Below are 25,707 nucleotides of genomic sequence, written 5' to 3'. Positions count from 1 at the left end.
GGTGCGTGGTGCGTGGCTCAGCGGCAGAGCCCGGCTGCCTTGGCGGCGAGCTCAGCGTCCTGCCAGTCCAGCCAGCTGATGCGGGGGTCGGCCCGGAACCATGTCAGCTGCCGGCGGGCGAACTGCCTGGTGGCCACGATGGTTTCTTCGGCTGCCTGCGCTACATCCGCTTCGCCGTCGAGCACCTTGAGGAACTGTGCGTAGCCCAGTGCGCGGGGTGCGGTCTTGCCGCGGCGAAGTCCCTGGGCGTCCAGCCGTTCAACCTCGGCCAGCAGCCCCCGCTCCACCATCCGGTGCACGCGGACGGCGAGCCGGTCGCGCAGCTGCTCACGGTCAACCTCCAGTCCGATCTGGAGGGCGGGCTGGTGGTACTCGCGGGTTGGCATGAAGGAGCTGAACGGGCGTCCCGTCAGTTCGAACACCTCCAGAGCGCGGATGATGCGGCGGGCGTCGCCGAGGCGCCCGGCGGAGACGGGATCTATCGCCCGGAGGCGCTCCAGCAGCACCGCAGCCCCCTCCGCGGCGTTCTCCTGTTCGAGCCGGGTGCGGATTTCCGGATCGGTTCCCGGGAAGTCCAGCACATCGAGGGCGGCGCGAACGTACAGGCCCGACCCGCCTGCCAGGATGGCGCGTTTGCCGCGGCGGTGGATGTCGGCGACGGCGTCCCTTGCCTGCTGCTGGAAGTCGGACACCGACGCTTCCTGCGTCACGTCCAGGATGTCCAGCAGGTGGTGCCGGACGCCCCGTTGTTCAGCCTCGGTGACCTTGGCGGTGCCGATGTCCATGCCGCGGTAGAACTGCATGGCGTCGGCGTTGATCACCTCACCGTTTAGGGCCAGGGCAAGATCGACGGCGAGGTCGGACTTGCCCGAACCGGTGGGGCCGACAACCGCTATGACGGGGGGTTGGCCCGACACTAGGTCAGCGGCTCCGCACCGGGAGTGACGGCATGCCCAGCGACACGCCGGTCCTGCCCGCAGCCCCCGCGGCACCGGGTGCCGGGATGCCGCAGGAGTCGGCCTGCGCCCTGTCCCAGGCATCGCCGGCGCGGGACCGGCGCAGGGAGTAGTCGTGCGCGGTGGCCGGATCGGCAACCAGGTGGAAGGCGGCCGCTTCCGTGATGGTGACTGTCACCAGGTCTCCGGGACGCGGGGCAGGAGCGCCCTCGGGAACCGTGAAGTGGACCAGGCGCTGGTCCTGCGAACGGCCTGAGAGGCGGTGCGTTTCCTCAGACTTGCGGCCGGACTGGGCGGTGACCATGACCTCGACGCGGCGTCCCAGCTGCTTGGCGTTCTCCTCCGCGGCGATGCGGTCCTGAAGCGCGGTGAGGCGCTCAAAGCGTTCCTGCACTACCGCCTTGGGCAGCTGGTCCGGCAGGTCCGCGGCCGGCGTGCCGGGCCGCTTCGAATACTGGAAGGTGAAGGCCGTGGCGAAGCGTGACTTTTCGACGACGTCCAGGGTCGCCTGGAAATCCTCCTCCGTCTCCCCCGGGAAGCCGACAATGATGTCCGTGGAGATCGCGGCATGCGGCATCCTGGCGCGGACCTTGTCCAGGATTCCGAGGAACTTCGCCGACCGGTAGGAACGCTTCATGTCACGCAGGACCTTGTCCGATCCCGACTGGAGCGGCATGTGCAGCTGCGGCATGACGTTGGGAGTCTCGGCCATGGCGTCGATGACGTCATCGGTGAACGCCGCCGGGTGGGGGCTAGTGAAACGCACGCGTTCCAGGCCCGCGATCTCGCCGCATGCGCGCAGCAGCTTGGAGAAGGCCTGGCGGTCGCCGAACTCCACCCCGTAGGAGTTCACGTTCTGGCCGAGGAGCGTCACTTCGATGGCGCCGTCGTCCACCAAAGCCTGCACCTCGGCAAGGATCTCTCCCGGCCGGCGGTCCTTTTCCTTGCCCCGCAGGGCAGGGACGATGCAGAAGGTGCAGGTGTTGTTGCAGCCGACCGAAATGGACACCCAGCCCGAATAGACAGAGTCGCGCTTGGTGGGCAGCGTGGACGGGAAGACGTCCAGCGACTCGAGGATTTCCAGCTGGGCCTCGTTGTTGTGGCGCGCCCGGTCCAGGAGGGCAGGCAGGGCGCCGACATTGTGCGTGCCGAAGACGGCATCGACCCAGGGCGCCTTCTTCAGGATGGTTTCGCGGTCCTTCTGGGCAAGGCAGCCTCCGACGGCGATCTGCATTCCCGGGTTGGCCGCCTTGATCGGCGCCAGCTGGCCGAGGTTGCCGTAGAGCTTGTTGTCCGCGTTCTCCCGCACCGCGCAGGTGTTAAACACGACGACGTCGGCCTGGGCACCGTCCGCCGGTACATAACCGGCGGCCTCCAGCATGCCCGCCATGCGCTCGGAGTCGTGAACGTTCATCTGGCAGCCGAAGGTGCGCACCTGGTAGGTGCGGGGCACAACACCGCCGCCGGTTGCGTTTTCAGTGCCGGGGGCGGGGGCGGGGGAAGGATAGGTCAGACTCACCCAATAAGGGTACCGGCTGCCACGAGTACCCGCCGCGTTCACTCCCCGCGTTCGATCATTCCCAGGACACGGCGGCCCCGTAGGCGTCCTCGGCGGAGGCGGCACCCCCGGCTGCAGCGTCCAGGACCTCCCCCACGATCCGGAAAGCCTGCGAGGGCTGGTACCCCTTGCGGGCGAGCATGGACGCGAGCCGGCGTGTGGCCTTGTCGCGTTCCGCCCGGTCAGTCAGGTCCGTCCCCGGCCGTAGCTTGCGCTCCACGAGGTGGCGCGCGGCGGCTTCCTCGTCCTCGTCGCTGACCTGCTCCAAAGCGGAGGCCGCCGTGTCAGGGTCAATGCCCTTGTCCGCGAGCTCCCGGCGCAGGGCTCCCCTGGCCAGCCTGCGCGACTGCGACCTGCTCCGCACCCACATGTCCGCAAATTCGGCGTCGTCAACGAGCCGGACCTCTTCGAAGCGGTCCAGCACGGCCGCGGCGACGTCCTCTGGCACGTTGCGCTCGGCCAGCTTGCGTTCAAGCTGCAGCCGGCTCTTAGGCGATGCGGTCAGCTGGCGCAGCACGATGGCGCGTGCCACCGATGCCGGATCTGCGTCCCGGTCCTCATCCGGTTCCGGGCCGGGCCCTGCTTGGCGGTCCCCTCCGGCCTTGGCGAAGGCCGAAGAGGACCGGCGTCTGCTAGAAGCCGTCAACGGCCTTCAGCTTCGGTGAAGCTTCGGCATCGGCAGCGGGCTTGGTTCCCACGCCGAGCTTTTCCTTGATGAGGCGTTCCAGTTCCGCGGCGAGTTCCGGGTTGTCGCGCAGGAAGCGGCGCGAGTTCTCCATGCCCTGGCCGAGCTGGTCGCCGTCGTAGGTGAACCAGGACCCGGACTTCTTGATGATGCCGTGCTCCACGCCCATGTCGATGATGCCGCCCTCGCGGGAAATGCCCTGTCCGTAGATGATGTCGAATTCGGCGATCTTGAAGGGCGGAGCCATCTTGTTTTTGACGATCTTGGCCTTGGTCCGGTTGCCGACGGAGTCGGCACCTTCCTTCAGGGTCTGGATGCGGCGGACGTCGATACGCACGGAGGCGTAGAACTTCAGCGCCTTACCACCGGTGGTGGTTTCCGGAGAACCGAAGAACACGCCGATCTTTTCGCGCAACTGGTTGATGAAAATGGCGGTGGTCTTGGTCTGGCTCAGCCGGCCGGTGATCTTTCGCAGGGCCTGGCTCATGAGGCGGGCCTGCAGGCCGACGTGGCTGTCGCCCATGTCGCCTTCGATTTCCGCACGCGGCACCAGCGCAGCCACGGAGTCGATGACCACGATGTCCAGCGAGCCGGAGCCCACCAGCATGTCCATGATCTCCAGGGCCTGTTCCCCGGTGTCCGGCTGGGAGACCAGCAGGGCGTCCGTGTCCACGCCGAGCTTGGCGGCGTACTCGGGATCAAGGGCGTGCTCGGCGTCGATGAAGGCGGCGATGCCACCGGCGCGCTGGGCGTTGGCCACAGCGTGCAGGGCCACGGTGGTCTTACCTGACGATTCCGGACCATAGATCTCGACGACGCGGCCCCGCGGGAGACCACCAATTCCCAGAGCGACGTCCAGCGCGATGGAGCCGGTGGGGATGACCTCGATGGGGGCGCGTGTTTCGTCGCCCAGCCGCATGATCGATCCCTTACCGAACTGCTTGTCAATCTGCGCGAGCGCTGCTTCTAGCGCTTTTGCACGATCCGGGGCTGCCGCCATGGTTCACACCTCTAATGCTTTCTCGCTTTGGAGGGGCCTCTGCGGCCCTTTGTCTGTCATCACCGACGCTAGCGCCACCCGCTGACATTCTTACCGGGCAGGCGCACGTATGTGGATAACCCGCTGGCAAAAATCATAGTCGCACCCGAACAGGTATTCGAACAATCCGTCGGCGTGTCAGCAGGTTCCCGGGCCGGAACGGGATCTTCTCAGACCAGGTCTGGCCCGTGCTGTCGCGGCTTGATATCGCGGCCAAGGCGGCGCTCCTCGGGGACGTCCTGCACGTCGCACACCGCCAGCCAGATGTCGCGCGGACTGATGCCCGCGGCGAGGGCCTGGTCGGCCGTCCGGCCGCCGACTCCGGCAAGGACGAGGGAGCCGCCCAGCACACGCGAGTAGCCGGCCCCGAATTCGTCGTCCATCAGCCGCCAGAAATCACTAATCCTCACCCAATACAGTCTCTCACGGACCCTGACTCTAGAATGGTTGCCATGTGCAACCCCGCTGAAGCCCCTGGAACCACAGCCCCCTTCGAGGAAACGCTTGATGCGGCACTGACCAACGTGGAGCACCAGATCAGTCTCTTCTGGCGACGGGCCCGGTCCATCTCCCAGCAACTGTCGCGCGAGGTCCACCCGGACATGGAGCCGGCCGCCTACGGACTGCTCAGCGTGATCCGCAAAAGCGGCCCCATCCGCCTCACCGAACTTGCATCCAGCATCGGCGTCGGCAAGCCGTCCGTCAGCAGGCAAATCGCATTCCTTGAAAGCATCGGCCTGGTGCTCAAGGAAGCCGACCCGCTGGACGGCAGGGCGCAAACGATCCGGCTCACAGCCGAAGGCGAAGAGAAGATGCACCAGGTGCAGGATGCCCGGCGGCAGGTGTTCCGTGAGCGCCTGGGCGAATGGCCCGTGGAGGACCTCGACGCACTGGCCACCTACATGGCCAAGCTCAACGCCACATACGAACGTGACGGGTTCCCCCGGGACGACGCCTAGATTAGCACTTGATTTCCAGGCACGACAAAGGCCTCCGGCGGACTGCCGGAGGCCTTTGCTGTTGCTATTTAGTCCGGAGTTCCGGGTTCCGTTACCGGGCGCCCGACAGCATTTCCGTGGCGAGCTCGTTGTTGAGCTCGCTGCTCAGGTCGCGCTCAAGGTCACGGCCGTAACGCTGGGAGAATTCCTGCGGGACGGTGTCCGGCACGGCTACGCCTTCGGCGACAGCCACGCGGTCGCTGACCTCACGGAGCATGCTGGAAAGCGGAACATCCAGCGCCGAACAGATCGAGGACAGTAGTTCCGAGGAAGCTTCCTTCTGGCCGCGTTCCACTTCACTCAGGTAACCCAGGGAGACCCGGGCGCTGTGCGAAACTTCGCGGAGGGTACGTCCTTGACGCTGGCGGACATCGCGCAGTACATCACCGATTTCGTGACGAAGTACAACCATCTTGCGCTCCTTCTGCTCGCTCTTGGCCTGATCGGCGAGGCCCACGTCCTTCCAGCGGACAACGCCGTTTACGGACACGGGCTGCTTTACCATCTGTATCGCCTTGCTCCCTCATGGTTCCGGTTCACTGTGACGTAAACCGCATATGTTCTCTTCATCCTAGGCGCCTCCCTCAAGGAGAGGCGACACAATGTGACAACTATTCGGATTCGCTTTTTGTTCCCGGCAACCTTACTCGGGGTAGCTTAGCGCAGCCAGTGGGCCAGGTCAGCGAAGCCGGAAACTCAGCTTAACGCAGCCAGCGCCTCCTGAAGCCGCTCTAACGCGGCGGCACAGGCCAGCCCGCGGATTTCTGCCCGGGTGCCCTGGAAGCTGTACGGAAAGGCCCGCACACCCTGGGAGGTGGCGACACCGACGAACACCGTTCCCACGGCCTTGCCGTCGTGCGCGTCAGGGCCGGCCACGCCCGTGGTGGAGACGGCGAGGTCCGCGCCGCAGACCCGCCGGGCGCCGTCGGCCATGGCGGCAGCCACTGCTTCATCCACGGATCCGACGGCGTCCAACAGGTCCTGGGAAACGCCAAGGACGTCCCGCTTCACGGTATTGCTGTAGGAGACCACGCCGCCCTGCAGCATGGCGGACGCCCCCGGGGTGTCCGCCAGTACGGCGGCGACCATTCCCGCGGTGAGCGATTCCGCGGTGGCGACGGTGACGCCGCGCCCGACGGCAGCAGCCACGGCTTCCCCGGCGATCCGGTGCAGATTCGTCACGGCTGGCCCTCCCCGTTCTCCTGCTGGCCGAGGTCAGCGGCCCGCCGGCGCAGCCCCTCCGACCTGACTTTCATCGCTTGAATGACATATTCGACGCCGGTCCAGACGGTGATCAGCACGGCTGCCAGCATCACCGCGAAGGCCACCCAGGTCAGCCACGGTGCGATGGAGGCCAGTGGAAGGAGGTAGAGGAAGATCGCCACGGTCTGGACAACCGTCTTGAGCTTGCCGCCGCGTGATGCCGGGATGACGCCGTACCGGATGACGAAGAACCGCAGCGCCGTGATGCCCCACTCACGGACCAGGATCACGATTGTCATCCACCAGGGCAGCTCATTCAGGACACACAGCATGACCAGGGCGGATCCGGTAAGCAGCTTGTCAGCGATCGGATCGGCAATCTTGCCGAAGTCAGTGACCAGTCCCCGGCTTCGGGCGATGTCGCCGTCGAGCTTGTCCGTGTAAATCGCGACGGCGAACGCCGCCACAGCCGCCCAGCGCCACCCGCCGGACTCGCTCCGCAGGCCCGGGGCGTCGGCGATCAGGAACCACACGAAGAACGGCACCAGCGCGATGCGGAGCATCGTGAGGATGTTGGGAAGATTCCAGATCCCGGAGCTGTTGGATCCGGCCGCGGTCGCTTCGGTGCTAGTCACCCTTCTAGGCTACCGTCTTCCGCGCCACCGCTTTCTTGCTGAAACTCATGAGGACTACCTGCCGGTGAGGGACCAGGCGTCCTCGGAACCATCCTCGTCGTCACCGGAGCTGTCGGCGCCATCGTAATAGTCGACGCTCTGGGTGCGGTTGTCCAGGTCGGCGGCAACGAGGTCCTCCGCGTAGCCGCCCTGCGCGATGTTGGCGTTGGCGTTGTCACTGAGCGCGGCGGTCTGCGAATCGGCCATGGCCGGGGCTTCCTGGCCCTTCATCGCGGCCAGAACCGCGGCGAGGTCGTCCGGCTTGACCAGCACATCGCGCGCCTTGGAGCCTTCAGATGGACCAACCACGCCACGTGATTCGAGCAGGTCCATGAGTCGGCCTGCCTTGGCGAACCCGACGCGGAGCTTGCGCTGCAGCATGGACGTCGAGCCGAACTGGGTGGTGACCACCAGCTCCGTGGCCTGCAGCAGCACTTCGAGGTCGTCCCCGATGTCGTCGTCGATCTGCTTTTTCTGCGCTTCGGGGGCGACGTCGTCACGGTAGACGGCCTGGAGCTGGCCCTTGACGTGTTCCACGACCTTGTGAATCTCGGATTCGGTGACCCAGGCGCCCTGCACGCGCATCGCCTTCGAGGCACCCATGGGAAGGAACAGCGCGTCACCCTGTCCGATCAGCTTCTCGGCCCCGGGCTGGTCGAGGACCACGCGGGAGTCGGTCACGGATGAGGTGGCGAAGGCCATGCGGGAGGGCACGTTGGCCTTGATCAGGCCGGTGACCACGTCCACGGACGGGCGCTGCGTGGCGAGCACCAGGTGGATGCCGGCGGCGCGCGCCAGCTGCGTGATGCGGACGATGGAATCCTCCACGTCCCGCGGCGCGACCATCATCAGGTCGGCGAGCTCATCGACGATCACCAGCAGGTAGGGGTAGGGCCGGATGACCCGCTTGGAGTCCACCGGCGGCTGGACCTTGCCGGCTCGCACCGCCTTGTTGAAGTCGTCGACGTGTTTGAAGCCGTAGTTGGCGAGGTCGTCATAGCGCGCGTCCATCTCCCGGACCACCCACTGCAGTGCCTCCGCAGCCTTTTTGGGGTTGGTGATGATGGGCGTGATGAGGTGCGGCACGCCTTCGTAGGCGGTTAGCTCCACGCGCTTGGGGTCCACCATGACCATGCGGACTTCGTCGGGGGTGGCGCGCATCAGCAGGGACGTGATCATCGAGTTCACGAACGAGGACTTACCGGCACCGGTGGCACCGGCCACCAGCAGGTGGGGCATCTTGGCCAGGTTGGCCACGACGTAGCCGCCTTCGACGTCCTTTCCGACGCCCATGACCATGGGGTGGTCGGTGCGGCGGGCGTTCTGGCTGCGCAGGACGTCGCCCAGCGACACGGTCTCGCGGTCCGTGTTGGGGATCTCGATGCCGATGGCCGACTTGCCCGGAATGGGGCTGAGGATGCGGACGTCGCTCGAGGCGACGGCGTAGGAGATGTTTTTGGACAGCGCGGTGACCCGCTCCACCTTGGTGCCCGGCGCCAGTTCGATCTCGTACCGGGTCACGGTGGGACCGCGGCTGAAACCGGTCACAGTGGCATCCACGTTGAACTGCTGAAGCGTGTCCGTCAGGGCGGCGACGACGGCGTCGTTAGCTTCCGTGCGTTCCTTGGGAATGGAGCCGGGCGTGAGCACGTCGGACGACGGCAGAGTGTAGGTGACATCGCCTGCGAGGGACAGCTGCTCCGTGCGCTGCGGAATCGGTGTGGGCGGCGGCGCGGGCGCTACTGGCTTGGACGGCACCTGCGCGGCGGCAGCGGGAGCCGCGCCGGGTGCATTCGCCGAACCGGCCGTGCCCGGGACCACGAGCGGAATGGCCTCGGTGGCGTTCTCTGTTTCGGCACCCTTGGCGCCGAGTCCCTGGGCTGCCTTGATCTTCTCGACGGCGATCTCCGCCTGCGTGGGCCGCCGGACTCCGGGGGCCACTGCAGGGCGCCCCTTTCCGGCCTCCGGTGACGGCTCGTCGTCGTCGACCACGGCATGCTCAAAGGCTTCGTCTCCGACGTAGCCCTCCAGCCGGGGGTCGGCTTCCTCGTCCTTGCCGAAGAGCCGCTTGCGCTTCTTCTTGGGGGCGGGAGGGCTGTTCTCGTACAGGTAGCTGCGGTCGTGGGCGTCGCCGTCGTTCTCCTGCAGGTCGATGCCCATCAGGTGCTCGTACGCGCCGCGCAGCCGCCGCGGTATGGCGCCGAACGGCGTGGCCGTGACGATGAGGACAGATACGAAGGCCAGGAGCCCGTACAGGACCACCGGGACCGCGGCGTGAATGGCAGCCAGCGGCGAGGCCGCCAGGAAGCCCAGCATGCCGCCGGCCTGCCGCAACCCGTCGAAGCCCTCGCTGACGGTCGGCTGGCCGCCCACGATGTGCGCAATGCCGCATCCCGCGAACGTCATGATGAGGAAGCCGATGCCCACGCGGTTGTTTCCGCGGCCGTCCACAGGCTGCCGGAACAGCCGGCAGGAGCACACGAAGAGCATGAGCGGCAGGACCAGCGACATCCAGCCGAAGGTGCCGTTGACCACCGCGTAGACGGCGTCCGGGAACCAGCCGCGGAAACCCCACCAGGCGAAGGTGGCGATGAAGACCGCCAGGGCCAGGTTGAACAGGGCGGCCCCGTCGCGGCGGTCTTCGGGTGCGAGGTCGCTGACGTCCTGGCCGATCCGGCGCACTCCCCCGCCCACCAGGTGGCCGATGCCCAGCCAGGCCCCGCCGGCCACCCGCAGCAGCCAGGGCTGCCGGTGTTCGACGGCGGGAAGCTGGCGCGTGCGGGCGCTGCCGGCGGACGATCCGGTCCGGCCGGATTTGGCCGCGGAGGAGCCGCTCCGGCCTGTGGATGCGCCCGTTTTACTGCTCGGGGTACGTTTTGGCGCGGGGGAAGTACGAGTGGCCATATCTGTCACGGTACTCCACTGCGGCCTCGAAACCGCGGATTTCCGGGCTTTCCGGGGGCTGTGTTCAGCCCCCGGGCAGCGGCGGTTAGGCCTCCAGGACCACCGGGATGATCATGGGGCGCCGGCGCAGCTTGCGGTTGACCCACGTGCCGACCACCCGGCGGACGATCTGTTGCATCTGGTGGTTAGTGTGGTCAGCGTTGCTGAGCACGGCCTCCTCCAGCGCGGCGTTGATCTTGGGAATGATGTCGTCGAAGACCGAGTCGTCCTCAGCGACGCCGCGGGCGTGGATCTCCGGCCCCGGAGACAACCTTGCCAGTGGCCCTGTTGATGACCGTAATGATGGAGATGAAGCCTTCATCGCCCAGGACGCGGCGGTCCTTGAGGTCTGCGTCGGTGATTTCGCCGACGCTGGAGCCGTCAACGTACACGAAGCCAACCTCGACCTGGCCGACGATGTCGGCCTGGTGGTCCCGCAGGTCGATCACCGTGCCGTTGTCGGCGAGCAGGATGCTGGCCGTCGGAACGCCCGACTCCTCGGCGATCTTGCCGTTGGCGATCAGGTGGCGCGTCTCGCCATGCACAGGCATGGCGTTGAGCGGCTCGAGGATGTTGTAGCAGTAAAGGAGCTCCCCGGCCGCGGCATGGCCGGACACATGGACCTTGGCGTTGCCCTTGTGGATCACGTCGGCGCCGAGCTTCAGCAGGCCGTTGATGATGCGGAAGACGGCGTTCTCGTTGCCGGGAATGAGGCTGGACGCCAGAATGACGGTGTCGCCCTGGCCCACCACCACGCGGTGGTCGCCGTTGGCCATGCGCGAAAGAGCGGCCATGGGTTCGCCCTGGGACCCGGTGGACATCAGCACCACCTTGTTGTCCGGCAGTGAGTCGATGTTCTTCAGATCCACCAGAATGCCGTCCGGCACGTGGAGGTAACCAAGTTTGGCGGCGATGGCCATGTTCCGCACCATCGAACGTCCCACGAAGGCGACGTTGCGGCCGTGCTTGGCAGCGGCGTCCAGGACCTGCTGCACCCTGTGCACATGGGATGAGAACGACGCCACGATGATGCGCTTGGTGGCCTGGCCGAAGAGCCGGTCCAGGGTGGGGCCGATCTCCTTCTCCGCGGTGGTGAAGCCCGGAACGTCGGCGTTGGTGGAGTCGGACATGAACAGGTCTACGCCTTCTTCGCCGAGCTTGGCGAAGTGCCGGAGATCGGTGATGCGGCCGTCGAGCGGCAACTGGTCCATCTTGAAGTCGCCCGTGTGCAGCACCGTGCCGCCGGCTGTGCGGATGAAGACCGCCAGGGCGTCCGGGATGGAGTGGTTGACCGCAACGAACTCGCACTGGAAGGGACCGAACTGCTCCACCTGCCCCTCGGTGACGGACAGCGTGTAGGGCCTGATCCGGTGTTCCTGGAGCTTGGCTTCAATCAGTGCCAGCGTCAGCTGCGATCCCACCAGCGGAATGTCGTTGCGGAGCCGCAGCAGGTACGGAACGGCTCCGATGTGGTCCTCGTGGCCGTGCGTGAGGACTACAGCCACGATGTCGTCGATCCGGTCCTCGATGTAGGAGAAATCGGGCAGGATCAGGTCAACGCCGGGCTGGGTTTCCTCGGGGAAGAGGACGCCGCAGTCAACGACCAGCAGCTTGCCGTCGATTTCGAACACAGCCATGTTCCGGCCGATTTCGCCGAGCCCGCCCAGCGGAACAATCCGCAGGGTGCCCTGGGGAAGGCGGGGAGGCGTAACGAGGCCGGGGAGGGCTACTTGGGTCATAATGCACTTCTTTCCAGACGGAAGAGTGCCGGTCTCAGTCCGTCAGGAAAAGACCAGCCCTCCTCTCGCCAAGTCCTCGCGGATGGTTTCGATCTCGGCTTCATCCGGCTCCACGAGGGGCAAACGGACAATCGAGTTGGGCAGGACTCCCTGCCATTTAAGAATCTGCTTGGCTGCAACGGCGCCCTGGACGCGGGTCATCGTAGCGCGCACTATCGGCTCAAGCTCGAAGTTGATCTTGCGGGCCGTGCCGAGGTCGCTCGCGTTGATCGCGTCGATGAGCTCCCGGAAGCGGCGGGTGGCAACGTGCGTGGTGACACCCACCAGGCCCACGGCCCCCAGGGCCATCCACTGCAGGGTCAGGCCGTCGTCGCCGGAGTAGAAGGCAAGGTCGGTCTCGGCCAGAACGCGGGTGGCCGCGGCGAAGTCGGCTTTGGCGTCCTTGACGGCAACGATGTTCGGGTGCTGGGCGAGGCGGATCATGGTGTCCGGCGCGATCTCGATGGAGGACCGTCCGGGGATGTCGTACAGCATGACGGGCAGGTCGGTGGCGGATGCGACCGTCTCGAAGTGCGCCCGGACGCCGGCCTGGCTGGGCTTGTTGTAATACGGCGTGACGATCAGCAGGCCGTCGACGCCCAGCTTGGCGGCTTCCTGGGACAGGTGCACCGAGTGGGCGGTGTCGTTGGTTCCGGTGCCGGCGATAACGGCGGCACGCCCGCCAACGGCTTCCATCACGGCGCGGAACATTCCGAGGTTTTCCTCGTCGGTGAGGGTGGACGTCTCGCCGGTGGTTCCGGTGACAACCAGGCCGTCGCAGCCGTCGTCAACGAGCTTGCTGGCCAGTTCCGCTGCCTGCTGGTAATCGACCTTGCCGTCCGTCGTGAACGGGGTGACCATGGCGGTCAGGAGGGTGCCCAGGGCAGGAAGGTTCGCGGAAGTGTCAGCCATGGGAAAAACGTTACCCTGTCACGTGCAGGTTAGGACAATGGCCGCCGCGTGATGATCGTCAAATTCCGGTGCGCACGCGGGCCGCGATACCTCGCCGGCTACCGGTACCTCTCCAGGGCACCCCGCCGCAGCACAGCTGTGACCACTTCCGTTCCGGTACCGCCCGCCTGCTGCATAGGCAACCCGTCCGGTCCCCAGAAACCGCTCAGGCCGCAGGACAGACCCAGCGGGGTACGGCCACCCAGGTTGGCAAGGACGCCGTACATGCGGTTGTCCATGGCCCGCGCTCCGAGATGCAGCCCCAGCCGGTGGCCTTCCTCCCGCGTGTAGAGCGCCGAGACGGCGTACACGTCAGCTCCCGCGGCGGCAGCAGCGCCGGAGTGCGCCGGTTGGGCAGCATCGAAGCAGATGGCCAGTGCAATCTTCCAGCCGTCCACGTCCAGCAGGAGCGGTTCCTGCCCTGCCTCGAACAAGGACTGCTCGTCGCCGTGAAGGTGCGTCTTGAAGCCAGCCTCTTCTGCGCCGTTCGGGTGGACGGCCAGGGATGCGAGCCGCGGAGTGCCGTCCGGCCCCCTGAAGGGTGCGCCAACGACGGCGGTGATCCCGGTTCTGCGGCAGATCTCCCGGACGGGGTCCAAACGGCGGTCAGCGGGCCCCACCCACTGGCCGCCCCCGCCATGAAACTGATCTGCGCCTTGAAACTGATCTGCGCCGCGGAGCTGATCTCCACCGCCAAACTGATTTCCGCCGCGAAGCAGCGGCAGGTCGTACCCCGTTAGCGAGAGCTCGGGGAACACCACAAGCCGGGCGCCGTGCGAGTCGGCGTCCTCGATGAGGCGCACATGCTCCGGCACATTGGCTTCAATGCCGCCGGCCAGGGCTGCGTACTGGACTGCCGAGACGGTAAGCGGTGCGGTCACGAGCCCATCCTAGGCGGGATCGGCGCCTGCGCAGTAGCGCTCCAGGGCCACCTCCCGCAATGACTCTGCCCACTGGGAAAGGCGTTGCGCGGCGCGGACATAGTGGAACAGCTCCGTCGGCGTCAGCGCATCGAGGTCCGTTTCGGACAGCCGCCGTGCCAGCTCCGGCCCCGGCGCCTGCGCCGAAAGCGCAACGCCTTCGCGCCCCCACTGGACGTCCTCGGGCGGCGCGCCGGCCACGAGTTGCCGGAAGAGATAGTCCACAACTCCCGGACTCATGGCCTTCAGAGGATCACCCTTGGGTGCATCACCCCCGGGCGCATGACCCTGGGAGGCATCACGCCTGACCTGGCGCCCCTCAAGCGCATGCCCTCCCGTTTGATGGCCGGCTGCTTGGTGACCCGCCGAACGCCCCGATGACTTCTTCATGCCGAAATCCTATTCGAATATATATTCGAATACAAGGGTCCTCGAAACTCGCGATCATGCTGCCCGCGGTCGCCGGCCGTGGAATGATCAACCTGAATCAGGCCGCGGGAAGGAGGGATTGGTGACTCTTACCAGTGCCATCGTGCGCCCGGAAACCCGGGCATGGGCCGCACTTCCGCAGCGGGCTTCCGGCCGGAGGCTGAGGATCCTCGGTTGGCTCACTGGCTTATTCGGGACAGCCGCAGCCTTCATCGCCGATCGTGGTTGGGAATCGTTAGATGACCCTTCCTGGTACGGAGCCTTCCGCTCCATCGACATGATGGGCATCGCGAGCATTCTTCTCGCCTCAGGCTTCTGTGTCCTTGGCTGGATGCTGGGACGGCATGCGGTAGTGGCAGCACCATTGGTCCTCGGCTTCGCAGCTGTGCCCCACACCTTGGATGGTTATGCCTCCGGACCGGTGTGGTGGCTTGGCTGTGCGACGGGGGCCGTGCTGGCCCTGGCCGCGGCCTACCGGTCATGGCGTGAACTGCGCGCAGTCCGGGCGCTGGCGCAGTCGTCAACCACGGGACGCACTGCCGCAGTGGGCGCCAACGCACTGAAAGCCAGCAAGCGGGCGCTTCGCCGCGGCCTCATCAAAGCCCTCGCCTTTCTTGCCACGGCCACTGCCGGCTGGGCAGTTGCTTTCGCGGCGCTTCCCACTGAACTGGGTCGAACCTATGAGGAAATGGCCGGGGAACCATCCTCAAGCGCTTTTGCTGCGGCGGCGGCCGCGCTAACCATCATGGCCATCGCCACAGTGGTGAGTCAGGGTTGGCGGCTGTTCGCGATGAGACGGGTGGGGAAGCGCCTCGTCTGGGAAGTTCCGGCGGGGGCGGGGCTGGCGCCGTCATGGCCTTTCCTGGACGACGCGTCTGGGCTCGTATCCGCGAAGGATGCCACGTCCGGTGGATGCATCTGCCTGCTGGAATTCCGCCGGTCCTGCCCGGATGCCGACGAGCGCCTCCTGGCGGAGGAGGGCGTGCACGCTTCGGACTACTGCCCGCGCCACGGAATAGACAGGATTAATGACCTGCCTGCGGCGGAGTTTGCGGCGGTAGCAGCGGAAGCCTGGCTCTGGGATGAGCGGTCCGAGCTGCCGGAACGGTCGGCGCCGAACGAGAATCGGCTGCTCCTGTATGGATTTGCCGGACGAACCTACACGGGAATACCCCTCACGGCACGCGCAGGATACGTCGACGCGAATTTCCCTGACATTGGACTTGCGCGGGTAGCTGAGCCGGGAGTCGCTGTTCCCGGCTGGGACAAGGCCGAGCGCCCGGCAGCGGGCGTGCTCGACACGATTGACCTGCGGCCTGCCGGATATAACGGAGTCGCATTCCGGTACCGCCACGGCCGGGCATGGTTCGAAGCACCCGAGGGCGACGCGGCCAGGCCGCCGGCCCTATTGCTTTAGCCGCAAAGGGGTTTCGCTCGGGGAGGGCGCCCTACGGCCAACCAGGAACCACGCCACCGGTCCAAGCACTGGAAGCACAAGAACGACCAAGGCCCAAACGACCCTGCCGCCGGAGGCGTGACTCCTGTTCCGAGCGATGCTGATCAGCGCAGCCATGAACAGCACAGCGTTCACTGCCAGCAAGAACCCCAGGATTCCAAAGGACGGCACTAACGGTTCTGCCATCCCGGCTGCAGTTGATGCAATTATCTTCGTCCCCCGTAGACCGACCAGCTTGCGGATACAGGCACCCTACCGCCAGCGGTCCTGCCCGGCACAGGAAGCCTCCCACTTTCGCAGCCGGCCGGGTCATGTCCTGTCCCGCCGAACCCTGAGTGCTTCACTGGAAGGTACTGCTTCGCCGGAAGAACGACGGCGGCCTGCCGCCTTTCGCGGCCATTTGGAGGTGCCCGAATGCGCAAGATCATCCTGATGATGCCGGTCTCCGTGGACGGATTCTTTGAGGGCCTTGACCGGGACATCAGCTGGCATCTGGTGGACGATGAACTCCTCCGCAGCCTCAACGAGCGGTTCCGGACGATGAGCGCCTTCATGTCCGGGCGCATCACCCACGAGCTGATGGCCGGCTACTGGCCCACCGCAGGCCAGGACCCTGGTCTCTCCGCGCCCATGGCCGAGTTCGCCGGGATCTAACGCGGGATGCCCAAGTTCGTGTTTCCCGGACCCTCACCCAGGCCGGGTGGAACACTACGGTGATTCACGACGTCGTGCCTGAACAAATCGCGGAACTGAAGGCCCAGCCCAGTGGTGACATGCAACGGCGTGGTCTTGCTTCATTACTCGAGCGGCCTCGGTTCATGAAAATCAGTGCTGCCATGCGGATGTGAGACGATCACATCATGACCACGCGGAGCACGGCTGCATCTTCCAAAACAGCGAAGGGGCCCGCAACAGGCGTCCGGCTTGCCGGTATCGACGCCGCCCGCGGCCTGGCCCTTCTGGGCATGATGGCCACCCACCTGCTTCCGACCTTCGAGCCGAACGCCGCCCTGACCCCGACCTGGGTGGGCCTGACATTCTCCGGCCGTGCCGCCGCATTGTTTGCCGTGCTCGCGGGAATCGGCCTCGCCTTGTCCACGGGCAAGCAACAGCCTCTTGACGGACCGGCCCTGACCGCGGCACGGCGCGGCATCGCGATGCGCGCCCTGGTGATTGCCGTCGTCGGGCTCGCGCTCGGCGGCCTCGACGTCAACGTTGCTGTAATCCTGGTGCATTACGCCGCGCTGTTCCTGTGCGTCCTGCCGTTTATCGGGCTGCGGCTGAAGGCCCTGTGCGCCTGGGCAGCGGGCTGGATCCTGCTGTCCCCGGTGATTGCCTTCCTGCTGCGGCCGTGGCTCATGGCCGCAGATCCGCCGCTGCAGCTCAGCCACAACCCTGGGTGGGAGGATCTCACCACCCCGGGCCAGCTGCTTGGCGACCTGTTCCTCACTGGGTACTACCCGGTGTTCCAGTGGATTTCATATCTGCTGGTGGGTCTCATCATCGGCAGGCTCGCGCTGACCACGGCGATAGTTCCCGTGCTGATGCTGCTCGGCGGCACTGCGGTAGCGGCATTCTCCAAGGTCCTGGGGACCGCGGCAATGGGGCCATGGGGCGGCCGCGCCGCCCTGCAGGATATCCTCACCGACCCCAACTATCCGCTGGACAGCCTCCTGCAGGTCAATATGGCCGGCGTCCGCCAGGAGGGATCCTGGTGGTGGCTGGCCAGCAGCGCGCCCCATTCCGGAACCACGCTGGACCTGCTGCACACCAGCGGCGTGGCGGCCGCCGTCGTTGGCCTTTGCCTTCTGGTGGGCAGGCTGGGCCAGTGGCTGGCATTGGACCTGCTGCTTCCGCTCCGCGGACCGGGCGCCATGACCCTGACGCTGTACACGGCCCACGTGTGCGTGGTGGCGTCGTTCCACCTCAAGCCCTTGCCTGTGGGATGGACCGAGGACGGAATGTACTTCGCCCACGCGGCGCTGGCCGTGGTGATCGGCATGGTCTTCGCCATCCTGAAATGGCGCGGTCCGCTGGAATGGCTCGGACACGCCGCCAACCAGGTGGGCCGCCACCAGCCGGCAAGGATCCGCTAAGCCTGCTGTCGGGCTAAACCGGCTCCCCGGCTAGCGCGCCACAGCGTCGCCGGAGGCGCGGAACAGCCGCACGGCGTCGCGCATGGAAGAACGTGCGCGCTTCCGGTCACCCGACGCGTCATAGGCGCAGCTGAGCCTAAACCACGAGCGCCAGTCATTCGGCGCGGCTTCGGTTTCCGCGCGGTATTTCTCGAACTCCTGGTCCGCCGCAGCCCGAATGATCCGGCCGGCCGGCGTGCGGGCCAGGTTGTCCTCGGGCAGGCCGCCTTCGGCCTCAAGCACCCGTGCCATCTGCTCGGTCCGGGCGCCGAACAGGAGTTCACGGATCAGGGCCCAGGCGCCGATCACCGGCAGCACGAGGTACGCCGCGCCGATGGCCTTGGCCACGGGCTCGGGATCGCTCAGCAGCAGGACCGAGCGCTGGAGGGACACCACCAGATAGAAGACCAGCAGGAGCGTCACCGCGCCCACCCAGATCTTGGTGCGGTTGGTCTTCAGCCAGCCAAGAAACGGTTTCACTGCGTTACAGCCCCAGATCCAGGTAGCCGTCGAGGCCGACGGTGAGTCCAGGGTGGGCGGCAACGTTGCGGACGCCCAGGAGGACGCCGGGCATGAACGAGGCACGGTCGAAGGAATCATGACGGAGCGTCAGCTGCTCCCCCGGCCCGCCCAGGAGGACCTCCTGGTGGGCCACGAGTCCCCGGAGCCGGACGCTGTGCACGCGCACGCCGTCCACCTCGCAACCTCGGGCTCCGGCCAGTTCAGTTGTAGTTGCGTCCGGGCTGGGGCCGAGGCCGGCCGCCTCGCGTTCCGCCGCCACCAGCTGGGCGGTGCGCACTGCAGTACCCGAGGGCGCGTCCACCTTGTCCGGGTGGTGGAGTTCGATGATCTCCACGGATTCGAAGTACTTGGACGCCTTGGCGGCAAACGCCGACGTGAGCACGGAACCGAGGGCGAAGTTGGGTGCAATGAGCACGCCGACTTCCGGGTGGCCGGCCAGCAGGGTCTCCAGCGACTCCAGCCTGCCCAGGTCCCAGCCTGTGGTGCCCACGACGGCGTGCATGCCGTTTTCGACGGCGAAGCGGACGTTTTCCTCGGTGCTTTCCGGAACGGTGAGGTCCACGACGTACCGGGCGCCGGCGTTGCGCAGGGAATCGAGGGAGTCACCGCGTCCCAGTGCGGCGACGAGCACCATGTCCGGGGCGGCCTCCACGGCCTTCACGGCCTCGGCGCCCATGCGCCCGTTTGCGCCCAGAACGGCGACAGGAAGTTGTTGGGTCATGGATTCAACACTACCGTTCGGGCGGCCGCCGGACGGAACCGGAGCACATGCGTTACCTCACGCGCGGACGGCGTGTTCCGCGGCGCTGCGGTCCTTATTCTCCGGCGCTGCGGCCCCTGCTCCCCGGCGCTGCCGGCCCTTATTCCCCGGCCCCGACCCATTCGACGGTGCCGTCGCTAAAGAACTGTTCCTTCCAGATCGGCACCTGCGTCTTGACCCGGTCCACCAGCTCGGAGCACACGGTGAAGGCCTGCCCGCGGTGGGCGGCCGCCACGGCGCAGACAAGAGCCGGGTCGCCGATTTCCAGCGGCCCCACCCGGTGCGCGACCCAGATCCGTACGGGCGGTGCCATGGCGCCATCGGCTCCGTCGGCTCCTGCCGCTGCGGCCTGTTCGGCCACCAGCTGCGCCACGACGTCGTCCAGCACCTTCCGGGCTGTCGGATGGGCGCTGTAGCTAAGCCGGTCGACTGGCTTCCCGCCGTCGTGGTTCCGGACCACGCCGCTGAAGCTGACAACAGCTCCGGCGGTCTCGGACTCCACGGCGGCGATGGCCTGGTCCACGGAGATGGGTTCGGTGCTGAGCACCGCGGTTACTACTTGGAACGAAGCCTCAGTGGCCATGTCCGCCCTCCAACTGGTCGCACAGGTGCCCGATCACCGGATCCAGGACGGTCAGGCCGTCCATGACCCCCTTGGGTGATCCGGGCAGGTTGATGATGAAAGTCCGCCCGGCCGCACCGGCATGTCCACGGCTGAGCATGGCGTGCGGCGTCTTGGCGGTTCCGGCCTGGCGGATGCCCTCCATGATGCCGGGAATTTCGCGGTCCAGCAGGGGCAGCGTCATTTCCGGCGTGCGGTCGTCCGGGCTCAGGCCGGTGCCGCCGCTGGTGATGACGACGGCGGGTTCCTGGGTCAGGAGCGCGCGGATCGCCGCACCCACCGGTTCACCGTCCGGCACCACCATGACCGGATACGGCACAAAGCCGTGTTCGGTGAGCCAGTCGGTGATGACCGGCCCGGTCTCGTCCTGGTACACGCCGGAGGCGGCACGCGTTGACGCAATGACGACGCCGGCCTTGCGGCCCTGCACCTCGCCGTGGACGTGCGCTGCCGCGGTTTCGGAGCCAGGGCTTGTGGCCGCGGTTTTGGAGTCGGGGGTGGTCACAGGGCCCAGTCCCCGCTCTTGCCGCCGCTCTTGGCAAGGACCTTGATGTCCGTGAGGACAGCATGCTTGTCCACGGCCTTGATCATGTCGTAGACGCTCAGCGCCGCCACGGAGGCCGCCGTCAGGGCCTCCATTTCGACGCCGGTCACGCCCCGGGTCTTGACGGTGGCCCGGATGTCCACGGACTCCGGTCCGAGGTCAAAGTCGACCGTCACCTTTGAAATCGGGAGCGGGTGGCACAGCGGGATCAGCTCAGGGGTTTTCTTGGCTGCCATGATCCCGGCAACCCGGGCCACGGCCAGCGCATCGCCCTTGGGCAGGCCGCCGGTGCCCAGCAGCGCCAGGACCTCGGCGGTGCTGCGGACCGTCGCCGTGGCCGTGGCCTCGCGCGTGGTTTCCGGTTTTTCTGAGACGTCCACCATCTGGGCCGTGCCGTCACGGCGCAGGTGGGTCAGGGCGCCGTGGTCATTTTCTGCAGTCACAACATCCATACTTCCACCTCGGCGCCCTCGTCGAGAGCGGCAGTGCCGACGGGCACGTGGACCAGGGCGTTGGAGTGGGCCAGTGCCTGCACCAGATGCGAGCTTTCGCCGCCCTGCAGCCGAACTGTGCCGTCAGCCAGCAGGGACGCGCGCCGGACCTGGTGCTTGCCGGCCGGGGAAGACAGCGGTTGGGCCAGCCGCGCCCGGACGGCAGGCCTGGGCGCTGGGGCGCCAAACAGTTCGCCCAGCACCGGACGGAGAAACATCTCAAAGGAGACGAGGCAGCTGACGGGGTTCCCCGGAAACGCAAGGAGAGGGACGCCGTCGAACGTTCCCAACCCCTGGGGGCCGCCAGGCTGCATGGCAACATGCTGGAACGCGACGTCCTGGCCGTCCATGGCCTGCCGCACCACCTCGTACGCGCCCTTGCTGACTCCTCCGGTGGTGACTATCAGGTCCACCGCGGACGTGTGGGTGCGCAGCAGCGTCCGCAGGGCATCGGGGCTGTCGGCGGAGATGCCGGCCCTGGTCACGGCAAGTCCCGCCTGCCGCAGCGCGGATTCCAGGAGGGTGCCGTTGGCGTCGTAGATCTTGCCGTCGCCCAGCGGTTCCCCGGGTTCCACCACTTCATCGCCGGTGGTGACCAGCAGAACCAAAAGCTGTTTGCGCACCAGGACCTCGGGCAACCCCAGGGCGGCGAGCAGACCCAGCTGCGCCGGGCCCAGGCAGGTGCCCGCGGCCAGGGCCTGCTGGCCGGCCTCGATGTCGCTTCCGGCGGTGCGGATGTACGTCCCGGCAGCCGTGGCCGGCAGTCGCACCTCAGCCTCTTCGCCCGCGGCGGGAAAGACGGACGGGACGGCCTGTTCAATGGGTACGACGGCGTCTGCCCCGGCAGGCACCATGGCGCCGGTCATGATCGGGGCAGCGGTGCCCGGCCGCAGGGCTGCGGGACGTGCGCCGGCCGGAACCGGTGCCGCGACGCGCAGGTCCGCCCCGCCGTCGGGCACGTCCGCGGAACGGATGGCAAAGCCGTCCATCTGGGAGTTCGGAAAGGGGGGCAGGCTCAGCGGCGCAGTGATGTCCTCGGCGAGCCCGCGGCCCAGGGCCTGGACCAGCGGAAGCCTTTCGGTCCGTTCCGGGGACAGCAGCGGTTCGAGAAGGTCCCGGACCGCCTGCCGGTGGTCCGCCACGCTTCGGTGCCCGCCGTGAACGGGCTTGCCGTGACTGTGGGCGACGTGATCAGGCGCGTGCTGTTCATGCGCGTGCTGTTCATGCGCGCTGTGCGCGCGGACGCTGGCGTCCGTGGCGGCAGCGCCGGCGTCGGCGGTGCCGGGGTCAGGTGCGGCGGATCGTACGGCGGCAACGCCGTGCGGCTGCGAGGGGCTGTGCATGGTCCGGCCTTTGGTGGGCTACGTTTTCACGTCCACTCTAATGGTGTGGAAGCCCGTGGCGCCGTCGGGTGCCACCGAACGGTGTTCCTCAGCCTGTTCCATGCCTTTGAGGTCCGTGGCCCGGACCTGGACCTCGTGCTGCCCGGGTTGCAGGTCAAGGCCGAGCTGCCACTGGTACCAGGTATCCACCGAGATGCCCGGAGCGAGCTTGGCCGGTTGCCAGCTTCCCCGGTCCACGCGCAGCTCGACCTTGCCGATTCCGGTGTGCTGCGCCCAGGCCACGCCCCCGAACACCACGTTGCCGGCCGGTACGGAAGCTCCATTCCGGGGCACGTCGACCCGGGACGAGATCTTGATGGGGCCGCGCTCGGACCAGCCGCGCGGCGTCCAGTAGGCCACGTCGTCGGCAAACCTGGTGACTTTCAGTTGGGTGAGCCACTTGGTCGCGGACACGTAGCCGTACAGGCCGGGGACGATCATCCGTACGGGGAAGCCGTGTTCGAGCGGGAGCGGTTCACCGTTCATGCCCACGGCTAGCAGTGCATCGCGGCGGTCGGTGAGCACCTCCAGCGGGGTGCTGGCCGTAAAGCCGTCGGCGCTTCGGGACAGCACCATGTCCGCGTCCGGCCTGGGGCCGGCCATCGCCAGCAGCTCGCGCACCGGCCAGCCCAGCCAGCGTGCGTTGCCGATCAGGTCGCCGCCCACCTCGTTGGACACGCAGGCGATGGTCACGTGCCGCTCGATCAGGGGCTTCGCAATCAGGTCCTCGAAGGTGAGCTCAATCTCCCGTTCCACCAGCCCGGTGACCTTGAGCCTCCACTCGCGGGAATCAAGAACGGGAACGGACAGCGCAGTGTCAATCCGGTAGAAGTCGGGATTGGGTGTAACCAGCGGGCCGACTCCCGCCAGTCCGATGTCAGCGCCGGCCGGGATGGGCGGCGCCGGGGACTGCGGCACGGGGAGCCGCAGGGTCCGGCGGACCTCGTTGACGCCGGCGGCCCCGCCGCGCCAGACGGTGACGACGGCGCCGCCCACCAGCACACCGGCGGCGGTGCCTCCCAGCAGCTGGAAGAAACCCCGGCGGGCCGGGCCGCGAGCAGTCTCCCCGCTGTGTGCGGCAGCCAGGCGCCTGACCAGCTTCAGCAGCACGGCGATCCCAATGCCGGCCGCAAGCAGCGGAAGGACGACGGCGGCGGCGGTCACCTGGGCGCGGGTCAGGACCGCGGCCAGTCCCACGACGCCGAAGACTGCAAAGATAGCCACACCCGCAAAGCGCCGGCGCAGCTCGAGGACACCTGCCGCTGCGGCGAAGACGGCGATACCCAGCGCCATGCCGGCAAGCAGCGCCAGCTTGTCCGCGGTCCCGAAGAGTGAAACGGCCCAGTCCTTAACGCCCGGTGGGACAGCGTCGATGACGGCGCCGCCCAGGGCGGTCATCGTGGAAAGTGAAGGACTGACGAAGCCGGCGATGAGTTCGCTGGCAACAAGACCGGTGCCGGCTGCCACCACGCCTGCGGCCGCAGCCCACCGGCGCCGGTGCCGGCCTGGCTCATGGGACCCGTTCACCCTTCCAGCATAGGTTCAGCAGCGCATTCCGGCACTGCCGTATCCCGGCGGCCGCATTGTCTCCGGGTCCGCAGCCGCAGCGGCCGGTCACGGGACGGTCCGGATGTGATCGGCGCCCCATCGTGGCGTAGCCTGAAGTCATGAGTGTTCAGCTTGGCATCCCGCAGCCCCGCGAAGGAGGCGCACCCGGTTCCGGTTCGCAGCCCCTTCCCGCTGCTCGCCCGGCCGGGATCCCCGCCAGCCGCCCGGCTGACGCTCCCGCCGGCCTCGCGGACCGCTACGGCCGCCGGGCGACGGATATGCGGCTTTCGCTGACGGACAAGTGCAACCTGCGCTGTACCTACTGCATGCCGGCCGAGGGGCTGGAATGGCTCTCGAAGCAGGCGGTCATGACCGGCGAGGAAATCGTGCGGATCGTCGGCATCGGCGTGAACATGCTTGGCGTGCGCGAGCTGCGCCTGACCGGCGGCGAGCCCCTGGTCAGGGCCGACCTCGTCGACATCATTGGTGCCCTGCGCCGGGCACACCCCGAGCTTCCCATTTCCATGACGACGAACGGCGTGGGCCTGGACAGGAAGGCTGCAGCCCTCAAGGCCGCCGGGCTGACGCGCATCAACGTCTCCCTGGACTCCCTCCACGAGGAAACCTTCACCAAACTCACACGGCGGCCGTTCCTGGACCGGGTGCTCGCCGGGGTGGATGCCGCCTGGGCTGCGGGCCTGGGCCCAGTGAAGCTCAACGCTGTGCTGATGCGGGGCATTAACGACACCGAATCGCCGTCCCTCCTCGCCTGGGCGCTGGGGCGCGGTTACGAACTGCGGTTCATTGAGCAAATGCCGCTGGACGCCGACCACGGCTGGACCCGCCGGAACATGATCACCGCGGCCGAGATCCGCGAACTCCTCTCCGAGGAGTTCGCGCTGAGCCCGGATCCGCGCGCCCGGGACGGCGCACCGGCGGAACGCTTTGAAGTACGACGCCGGACGGCTGGTTCCGCTGATGCGCCCGGCCCGGTACTGGGAACCGTGGGGATCATCGCCTCGGTCACCGAGCCGTTCTGTTCCGACTGCCGGCGGACCCGGATCACCGCCGAGGGCAAGATCATGAGCTGCCTCTTCTCCCGCGAGGAATTCGACCTGCTCGGCCTGCTGAGGCAGGGGGCCAGCGACGCGCAGCTCGCCGAACGCTGGCAGGATGCCATGTGGCTGAAGCCCAAGGCCCACGGTATGGACCACGTGGGACTCGACGCTCCGGACTTCGTCCAGCCGGACCGCAGCATGAGCGCCATCGGAGGCTAATCCTTGAACGTACGATACTTCGCTGCCGCGCGCGCCGCGGCAGGCATGGACGAAGAGCGCTTCGAACTTCCCGCCGGATCCACGGTGGAGTCCCTGCTGGCCGCCGTGCTCGACGTCGAACGCCCTGAACCTCCGGCCGGGACACCGCCGCTGGACAGGATCCTCGCCCGCAGCAGCTTCCTGCTGAACGAGGTCGCCGTCCGGGACCGGACCACCGTCCTGGCAGCCGGCGACGTGGTGGACGTCCTCCCGCCTTTCGCCGGCGGCTAACCCAAGTAGGTAGCAGCACAGGGCGTTCCCAGCCGTGGGAACGCCCTGTGCTGCTACCTACTTGGGTGCGCGGCCTACTTCAGGCGCGGTGGCAGATCGAGGTCATGAACGGCTGGAAGTCCTGGGTCTCCCCCAGCCGCAGTTCGGCCGTGTGGGTCAGCACGCCCTGGTCCACCCGGAAGGTGTGCCGGGCGGTGCCGCGGTCGCTGTGCCGCTCCACCGTGAGGGTCGAGTCGTGCCAGACGCCACGGGCCGGGGCTGCCGGGGGCCGGCCCATGCTGTCGACGTAATACCAGAGCGTTTCGTCGTGGTCGGGGTCCACCGTGAAGACCCCATGCCCCTCAAAGTGCGTGCCGTCGGCTTCGGTGTGGCGGTAGGACTGGACGACGGCGAACCCTCCGGCGGCGCGGGTGAACGTCACCTCCGCGGTGGCCGTGCGTGCAGGACCCCACAGCGAGGCCGCCAGCTCGGTGGTTCCCAGCCAGCGCCCGACGAAGATCTCGAGCGCTTCGTGCGCTGTGCCCGGTTGCGGCTGGTCCATCGTTCCTCCTACGCCGGAACTTCCG

General features: G+C 67.3%; 27 protein-coding genes and 1 pseudogene. 6 read left to right on the top strand and 22 right to left on the bottom strand.

The features are described 5' to 3' along the window. Positions 1-17 precede the first annotated feature (17 nt). The 5 genes from miaA to ACHMXB_RS03420 all read right to left on the bottom strand — a co-directional run bounded on the left by miaA (position 18) and on the right by ACHMXB_RS03420 (position 4,648). A complete protein-coding gene (miaA, locus tag ACHMXB_RS03440) occupies positions 18-917 on the bottom strand; it encodes a tRNA (adenosine(37)-N6)-dimethylallyltransferase MiaA (protein WP_395402790.1) in 900 nt (299 codons plus the stop codon). 4 nt (positions 918-921) lie between these two features. After that, on the bottom strand, positions 922-2,475 hold the full coding sequence (miaB, locus tag ACHMXB_RS03435; RefSeq protein WP_395402788.1) for a tRNA (N6-isopentenyl adenosine(37)-C2)-methylthiotransferase MiaB: 1,554 nt from the start codon (positions 2,473-2,475) through the stop codon (positions 922-924). Positions 2,476-2,530: 55 nt separating this feature from the next. Further along, entirely contained in the window at positions 2,531-3,046 is a 516-nt protein-coding gene (locus tag ACHMXB_RS03430; RefSeq protein ID WP_395405107.1) for a regulatory protein RecX, read from the bottom strand. Between the two features lie 100 nt (positions 3,047-3,146). Continuing rightward, positions 3,147-4,199, bottom strand: coding sequence for a recombinase RecA (gene recA / locus ACHMXB_RS03425; protein WP_395402786.1), 1,053 nt, complete (start codon positions 4,197-4,199; stop codon positions 3,147-3,149). A gap of 209 nt (positions 4,200-4,408) precedes the next feature. Beyond that, positions 4,409-4,648 carry a DUF3046 domain-containing protein gene (locus tag ACHMXB_RS03420; RefSeq protein WP_395402784.1) on the bottom strand — a complete coding sequence of 80 codons (240 nt, stop codon included), beginning with the start codon at positions 4,646-4,648 and terminating at the stop codon, positions 4,409-4,411. 42 nt (positions 4,649-4,690) lie between these two features. Here ACHMXB_RS03420 and ACHMXB_RS03415 point away from each other — a divergent pair, with 42 nt between their 5' ends. Further along, on the top strand, positions 4,691-5,197 hold the full coding sequence (locus tag ACHMXB_RS03415; protein ID WP_395402782.1) for a MarR family winged helix-turn-helix transcriptional regulator: 507 nt from the start codon (positions 4,691-4,693) through the stop codon (positions 5,195-5,197). Positions 5,198-5,288: 91 nt separating this feature from the next. On the opposite strand, the gene ACHMXB_RS03410 is transcribed toward ACHMXB_RS03415, so the two are convergent. The 8 genes and pseudogenes from ACHMXB_RS03410 to ACHMXB_RS03375 form a co-directional block, all read right to left on the bottom strand. Then, positions 5,289-5,741, bottom strand: coding sequence for a helix-turn-helix domain-containing protein (locus tag ACHMXB_RS03410; protein WP_003798764.1), 453 nt, complete (start codon positions 5,739-5,741; stop codon positions 5,289-5,291). Between the two features lie 191 nt (positions 5,742-5,932). Next, a complete protein-coding gene (locus ACHMXB_RS03405) occupies positions 5,933-6,418 on the bottom strand; it encodes a CinA family protein (RefSeq protein ID WP_395402779.1) in 486 nt (161 codons plus the stop codon). Further along, a complete protein-coding gene (gene pgsA, locus ACHMXB_RS03400; RefSeq protein WP_395402777.1) occupies positions 6,415-7,074 on the bottom strand; it encodes a CDP-diacylglycerol--glycerol-3-phosphate 3-phosphatidyltransferase in 660 nt (219 codons plus the stop codon). The genes ACHMXB_RS03405 and pgsA overlap by 4 nt, the downstream gene beginning before the upstream one ends. 54 nt (positions 7,075-7,128) lie before the next feature. Continuing rightward, a complete protein-coding gene (locus ACHMXB_RS03395; protein WP_395402775.1) occupies positions 7,129-10,017 on the bottom strand; it encodes a DNA translocase FtsK in 2,889 nt (962 codons plus the stop codon). 85 nt (positions 10,018-10,102) lie between these two features. Beyond that, positions 10,103-11,795, bottom strand: a pseudogene (locus tag ACHMXB_RS03390) (ribonuclease J). A 42-nt stretch (positions 11,796-11,837) separates the two neighbouring features. Beyond that, positions 11,838-12,746, bottom strand: a complete 909-nt coding sequence (dapA, locus tag ACHMXB_RS03385) for a 4-hydroxy-tetrahydrodipicolinate synthase (RefSeq protein ID WP_395402773.1) — start codon at positions 12,744-12,746, stop codon at positions 11,838-11,840. A gap of 98 nt (positions 12,747-12,844) precedes the next feature. Next, positions 12,845-13,666 (bottom strand): carbon-nitrogen hydrolase family protein, encoded by an 822-nt coding sequence (locus ACHMXB_RS03380; protein WP_395402771.1) that lies wholly within the window; start codon positions 13,664-13,666, stop codon positions 12,845-12,847. Between the two features lie 9 nt (positions 13,667-13,675). Continuing rightward, the gene (locus tag ACHMXB_RS03375) at positions 13,676-13,945 is read right to left on the bottom strand and encodes a hypothetical protein (RefSeq protein WP_395402769.1); all 270 of its coding nucleotides are present in this window, start codon (positions 13,943-13,945) and stop codon (positions 13,676-13,678) included. Between the two features lie 271 nt (positions 13,946-14,216). Here ACHMXB_RS03375 and ACHMXB_RS03370 point away from each other — a divergent pair, with 271 nt between their 5' ends. Continuing rightward, positions 14,217-15,551, top strand: a complete 1,335-nt coding sequence (locus ACHMXB_RS03370; RefSeq protein WP_395402767.1) for a hypothetical protein — start codon at positions 14,217-14,219, stop codon at positions 15,549-15,551. Here the strand turns inward: ACHMXB_RS03370 and ACHMXB_RS03365 are convergent. Beyond that, entirely contained in the window at positions 15,540-15,707 is a 168-nt protein-coding gene (locus tag ACHMXB_RS03365) for a PLDc N-terminal domain-containing protein (protein ID WP_395405105.1), read from the bottom strand. The genes ACHMXB_RS03370 and ACHMXB_RS03365 overlap by 12 nt on opposite strands. Before the next feature lie 297 nt (positions 15,708-16,004). On the opposite strand from ACHMXB_RS03365, the gene ACHMXB_RS03360 reads away from it, so the two are divergent. Together ACHMXB_RS03360 and ACHMXB_RS03355 are read left to right on the top strand one after the other, a co-directional pair. Then, positions 16,005-16,244 carry a hypothetical protein gene (locus tag ACHMXB_RS03360; protein WP_395402765.1) on the top strand — a complete coding sequence of 80 codons (240 nt, stop codon included), beginning with the start codon at positions 16,005-16,007 and terminating at the stop codon, positions 16,242-16,244. Between the two features lie 206 nt (positions 16,245-16,450). Next, positions 16,451-17,686 carry a heparan-alpha-glucosaminide N-acetyltransferase domain-containing protein gene (locus ACHMXB_RS03355; protein ID WP_395402763.1) on the top strand — a complete coding sequence of 412 codons (1,236 nt, stop codon included), beginning with the start codon at positions 16,451-16,453 and terminating at the stop codon, positions 17,684-17,686. A 30-nt stretch (positions 17,687-17,716) separates the two neighbouring features. Here the strand turns inward: ACHMXB_RS03355 and ACHMXB_RS03350 are convergent, their stop codons facing one another. The 7 genes from ACHMXB_RS03350 to ACHMXB_RS03320 all read right to left on the bottom strand — a co-directional run bounded on the left by ACHMXB_RS03350 (position 17,717) and on the right by ACHMXB_RS03320 (position 23,444). Further along, positions 17,717-18,205 (bottom strand): hypothetical protein, encoded by a 489-nt coding sequence (locus ACHMXB_RS03350; RefSeq protein ID WP_395402761.1) that lies wholly within the window; start codon positions 18,203-18,205, stop codon positions 17,717-17,719. Positions 18,206-18,209: 4 nt separating this feature from the next. Continuing rightward, positions 18,210-18,968 carry a 4-hydroxy-tetrahydrodipicolinate reductase gene (gene dapB / locus ACHMXB_RS03345; RefSeq protein ID WP_395402759.1) on the bottom strand — a complete coding sequence of 253 codons (759 nt, stop codon included), beginning with the start codon at positions 18,966-18,968 and terminating at the stop codon, positions 18,210-18,212. Between the two features lie 139 nt (positions 18,969-19,107). Continuing rightward, on the bottom strand, positions 19,108-19,590 hold the full coding sequence (locus ACHMXB_RS03340) for a molybdenum cofactor biosynthesis protein MoaE (RefSeq protein ID WP_395402757.1): 483 nt from the start codon (positions 19,588-19,590) through the stop codon (positions 19,108-19,110). Further along, entirely contained in the window at positions 19,580-20,134 is a 555-nt protein-coding gene (locus tag ACHMXB_RS03335; protein WP_395402755.1) for a molybdenum cofactor biosynthesis protein B, read from the bottom strand. Before ACHMXB_RS03335 ends, ACHMXB_RS03340 begins: the two co-directional genes overlap by 11 nt. Continuing rightward, positions 20,131-20,625, bottom strand: a complete 495-nt coding sequence (gene moaC / locus ACHMXB_RS03330) for a cyclic pyranopterin monophosphate synthase MoaC (RefSeq protein ID WP_395402753.1) — start codon at positions 20,623-20,625, stop codon at positions 20,131-20,133. The genes ACHMXB_RS03335 and moaC overlap by 4 nt, the downstream gene beginning before the upstream one ends. Next, on the bottom strand, positions 20,613-22,007 hold the full coding sequence (gene glp / locus ACHMXB_RS03325; protein WP_395402751.1) for a gephyrin-like molybdotransferase Glp: 1,395 nt from the start codon (positions 22,005-22,007) through the stop codon (positions 20,613-20,615). Before glp ends, moaC begins: the two co-directional genes overlap by 13 nt. Positions 22,008-22,025: 18 nt before the next feature. Beyond that, entirely contained in the window at positions 22,026-23,444 is a 1,419-nt protein-coding gene (locus ACHMXB_RS03320; protein ID WP_395405103.1) for a molybdopterin-dependent oxidoreductase, read from the bottom strand. Positions 23,445-23,713: 269 nt separating this feature from the next. On the opposite strand from ACHMXB_RS03320, the gene moaA reads away from it, so the two are divergent. Then, positions 23,714-24,871, top strand: a complete 1,158-nt coding sequence (gene moaA / locus ACHMXB_RS03315; protein WP_395402749.1) for a GTP 3',8-cyclase MoaA — start codon at positions 23,714-23,716, stop codon at positions 24,869-24,871. A gap of 3 nt (positions 24,872-24,874) precedes the next feature. Beyond that, positions 24,875-25,141: a MoaD/ThiS family protein gene (locus tag ACHMXB_RS03310; protein WP_395402747.1), complete on the top strand. Its 267-nt coding sequence runs from the start codon at positions 24,875-24,877 to the stop codon at positions 25,139-25,141. Positions 25,142-25,220: 79 nt separating this feature from the next. Here ACHMXB_RS03310 and ACHMXB_RS03305 read toward each other — a convergent pair whose 3' ends face one another. Continuing rightward, positions 25,221-25,682: a DUF1579 family protein gene (locus ACHMXB_RS03305; RefSeq protein WP_395402745.1), complete on the bottom strand. Its 462-nt coding sequence runs from the start codon at positions 25,680-25,682 to the stop codon at positions 25,221-25,223. Positions 25,683-25,707 lie beyond the last annotated feature (25 nt).

The organism is Arthrobacter sp. UC242_113 (assembly GCF_044054585.1).
GTDB lineage: Bacteria > Actinomycetota > Actinomycetes > Actinomycetales > Micrococcaceae > Arthrobacter.
Note: the sequence above shows the minus strand (reverse complement) of the source record. Positions and strands in the feature narration are given on the sequence as shown.

What these genes read in the sequence shown, in the direction of transcription:
- moaC (WP_395402753.1), bottom strand. Translation starts at nt 20,625, where the DNA reads ATGGATGTTGTGACTGCAGAAAATGACCACGGCGCCCTGACCCACCTG.
- dapA (WP_395402773.1), bottom strand. Translation starts at nt 12,746, where the DNA reads ATGGCTGACACTTCCGCGAACCTTCCTGCCCTGGGCACCCTCCTGACC.
- ACHMXB_RS03395 (WP_395402775.1), bottom strand. Translation starts at nt 10,017, where the DNA reads ATGGCCACTCGTACTTCCCCCGCGCCAAAACGTACCCCGAGCAGTAAA.
- ACHMXB_RS03360 (WP_395402765.1), top strand. Translation starts at nt 16,005, where the DNA reads ATGCGCAAGATCATCCTGATGATGCCGGTCTCCGTGGACGGATTCTTT.
- ACHMXB_RS03415 (WP_395402782.1), top strand. Translation starts at nt 4,691, where the DNA reads ATGTGCAACCCCGCTGAAGCCCCTGGAACCACAGCCCCCTTCGAGGAA.
- ACHMXB_RS03305 (WP_395402745.1), bottom strand. Translation starts at nt 25,682, where the DNA reads ATGGACCAGCCGCAACCGGGCACAGCGCACGAAGCGCTCGAGATCTTC.
- ACHMXB_RS03375 (WP_395402769.1), bottom strand. Translation starts at nt 13,945, where the DNA reads ATGAGTCCGGGAGTTGTGGACTATCTCTTCCGGCAACTCGTGGCCGGC.
- ACHMXB_RS03355 (WP_395402763.1), top strand. Translation starts at nt 16,451, where the DNA reads ATGACCACGCGGAGCACGGCTGCATCTTCCAAAACAGCGAAGGGGCCC.
- glp (WP_395402751.1), bottom strand. Translation starts at nt 22,007, where the DNA reads ATGCACAGCCCCTCGCAGCCGCACGGCGTTGCCGCCGTACGATCCGCC.
- ACHMXB_RS03320 (WP_395405103.1), bottom strand. Translation starts at nt 23,444, where the DNA reads ATGACCGCCCTGGGCGGCGCCGTCATCGACGCTGTCCCACCGGGCGTT.
- dapB (WP_395402759.1), bottom strand. Translation starts at nt 18,968, where the DNA reads ATGACCCAACAACTTCCTGTCGCCGTTCTGGGCGCAAACGGGCGCATG.
- ACHMXB_RS03365 (WP_395405105.1), bottom strand. Translation starts at nt 15,707, where the DNA reads ATGGCTGCGCTGATCAGCATCGCTCGGAACAGGAGTCACGCCTCCGGC.
- ACHMXB_RS03340 (WP_395402757.1), bottom strand. Translation starts at nt 19,590, where the DNA reads ATGGCCACTGAGGCTTCGTTCCAAGTAGTAACCGCGGTGCTCAGCACC.
- ACHMXB_RS03410 (WP_003798764.1), bottom strand. Translation starts at nt 5,741, where the DNA reads ATGGTAAAGCAGCCCGTGTCCGTAAACGGCGTTGTCCGCTGGAAGGAC.
- recA (WP_395402786.1), bottom strand. Translation starts at nt 4,199, where the DNA reads ATGGCGGCAGCCCCGGATCGTGCAAAAGCGCTAGAAGCAGCGCTCGCG.
- moaA (WP_395402749.1), top strand. Translation starts at nt 23,714, where the DNA reads ATGAGTGTTCAGCTTGGCATCCCGCAGCCCCGCGAAGGAGGCGCACCC.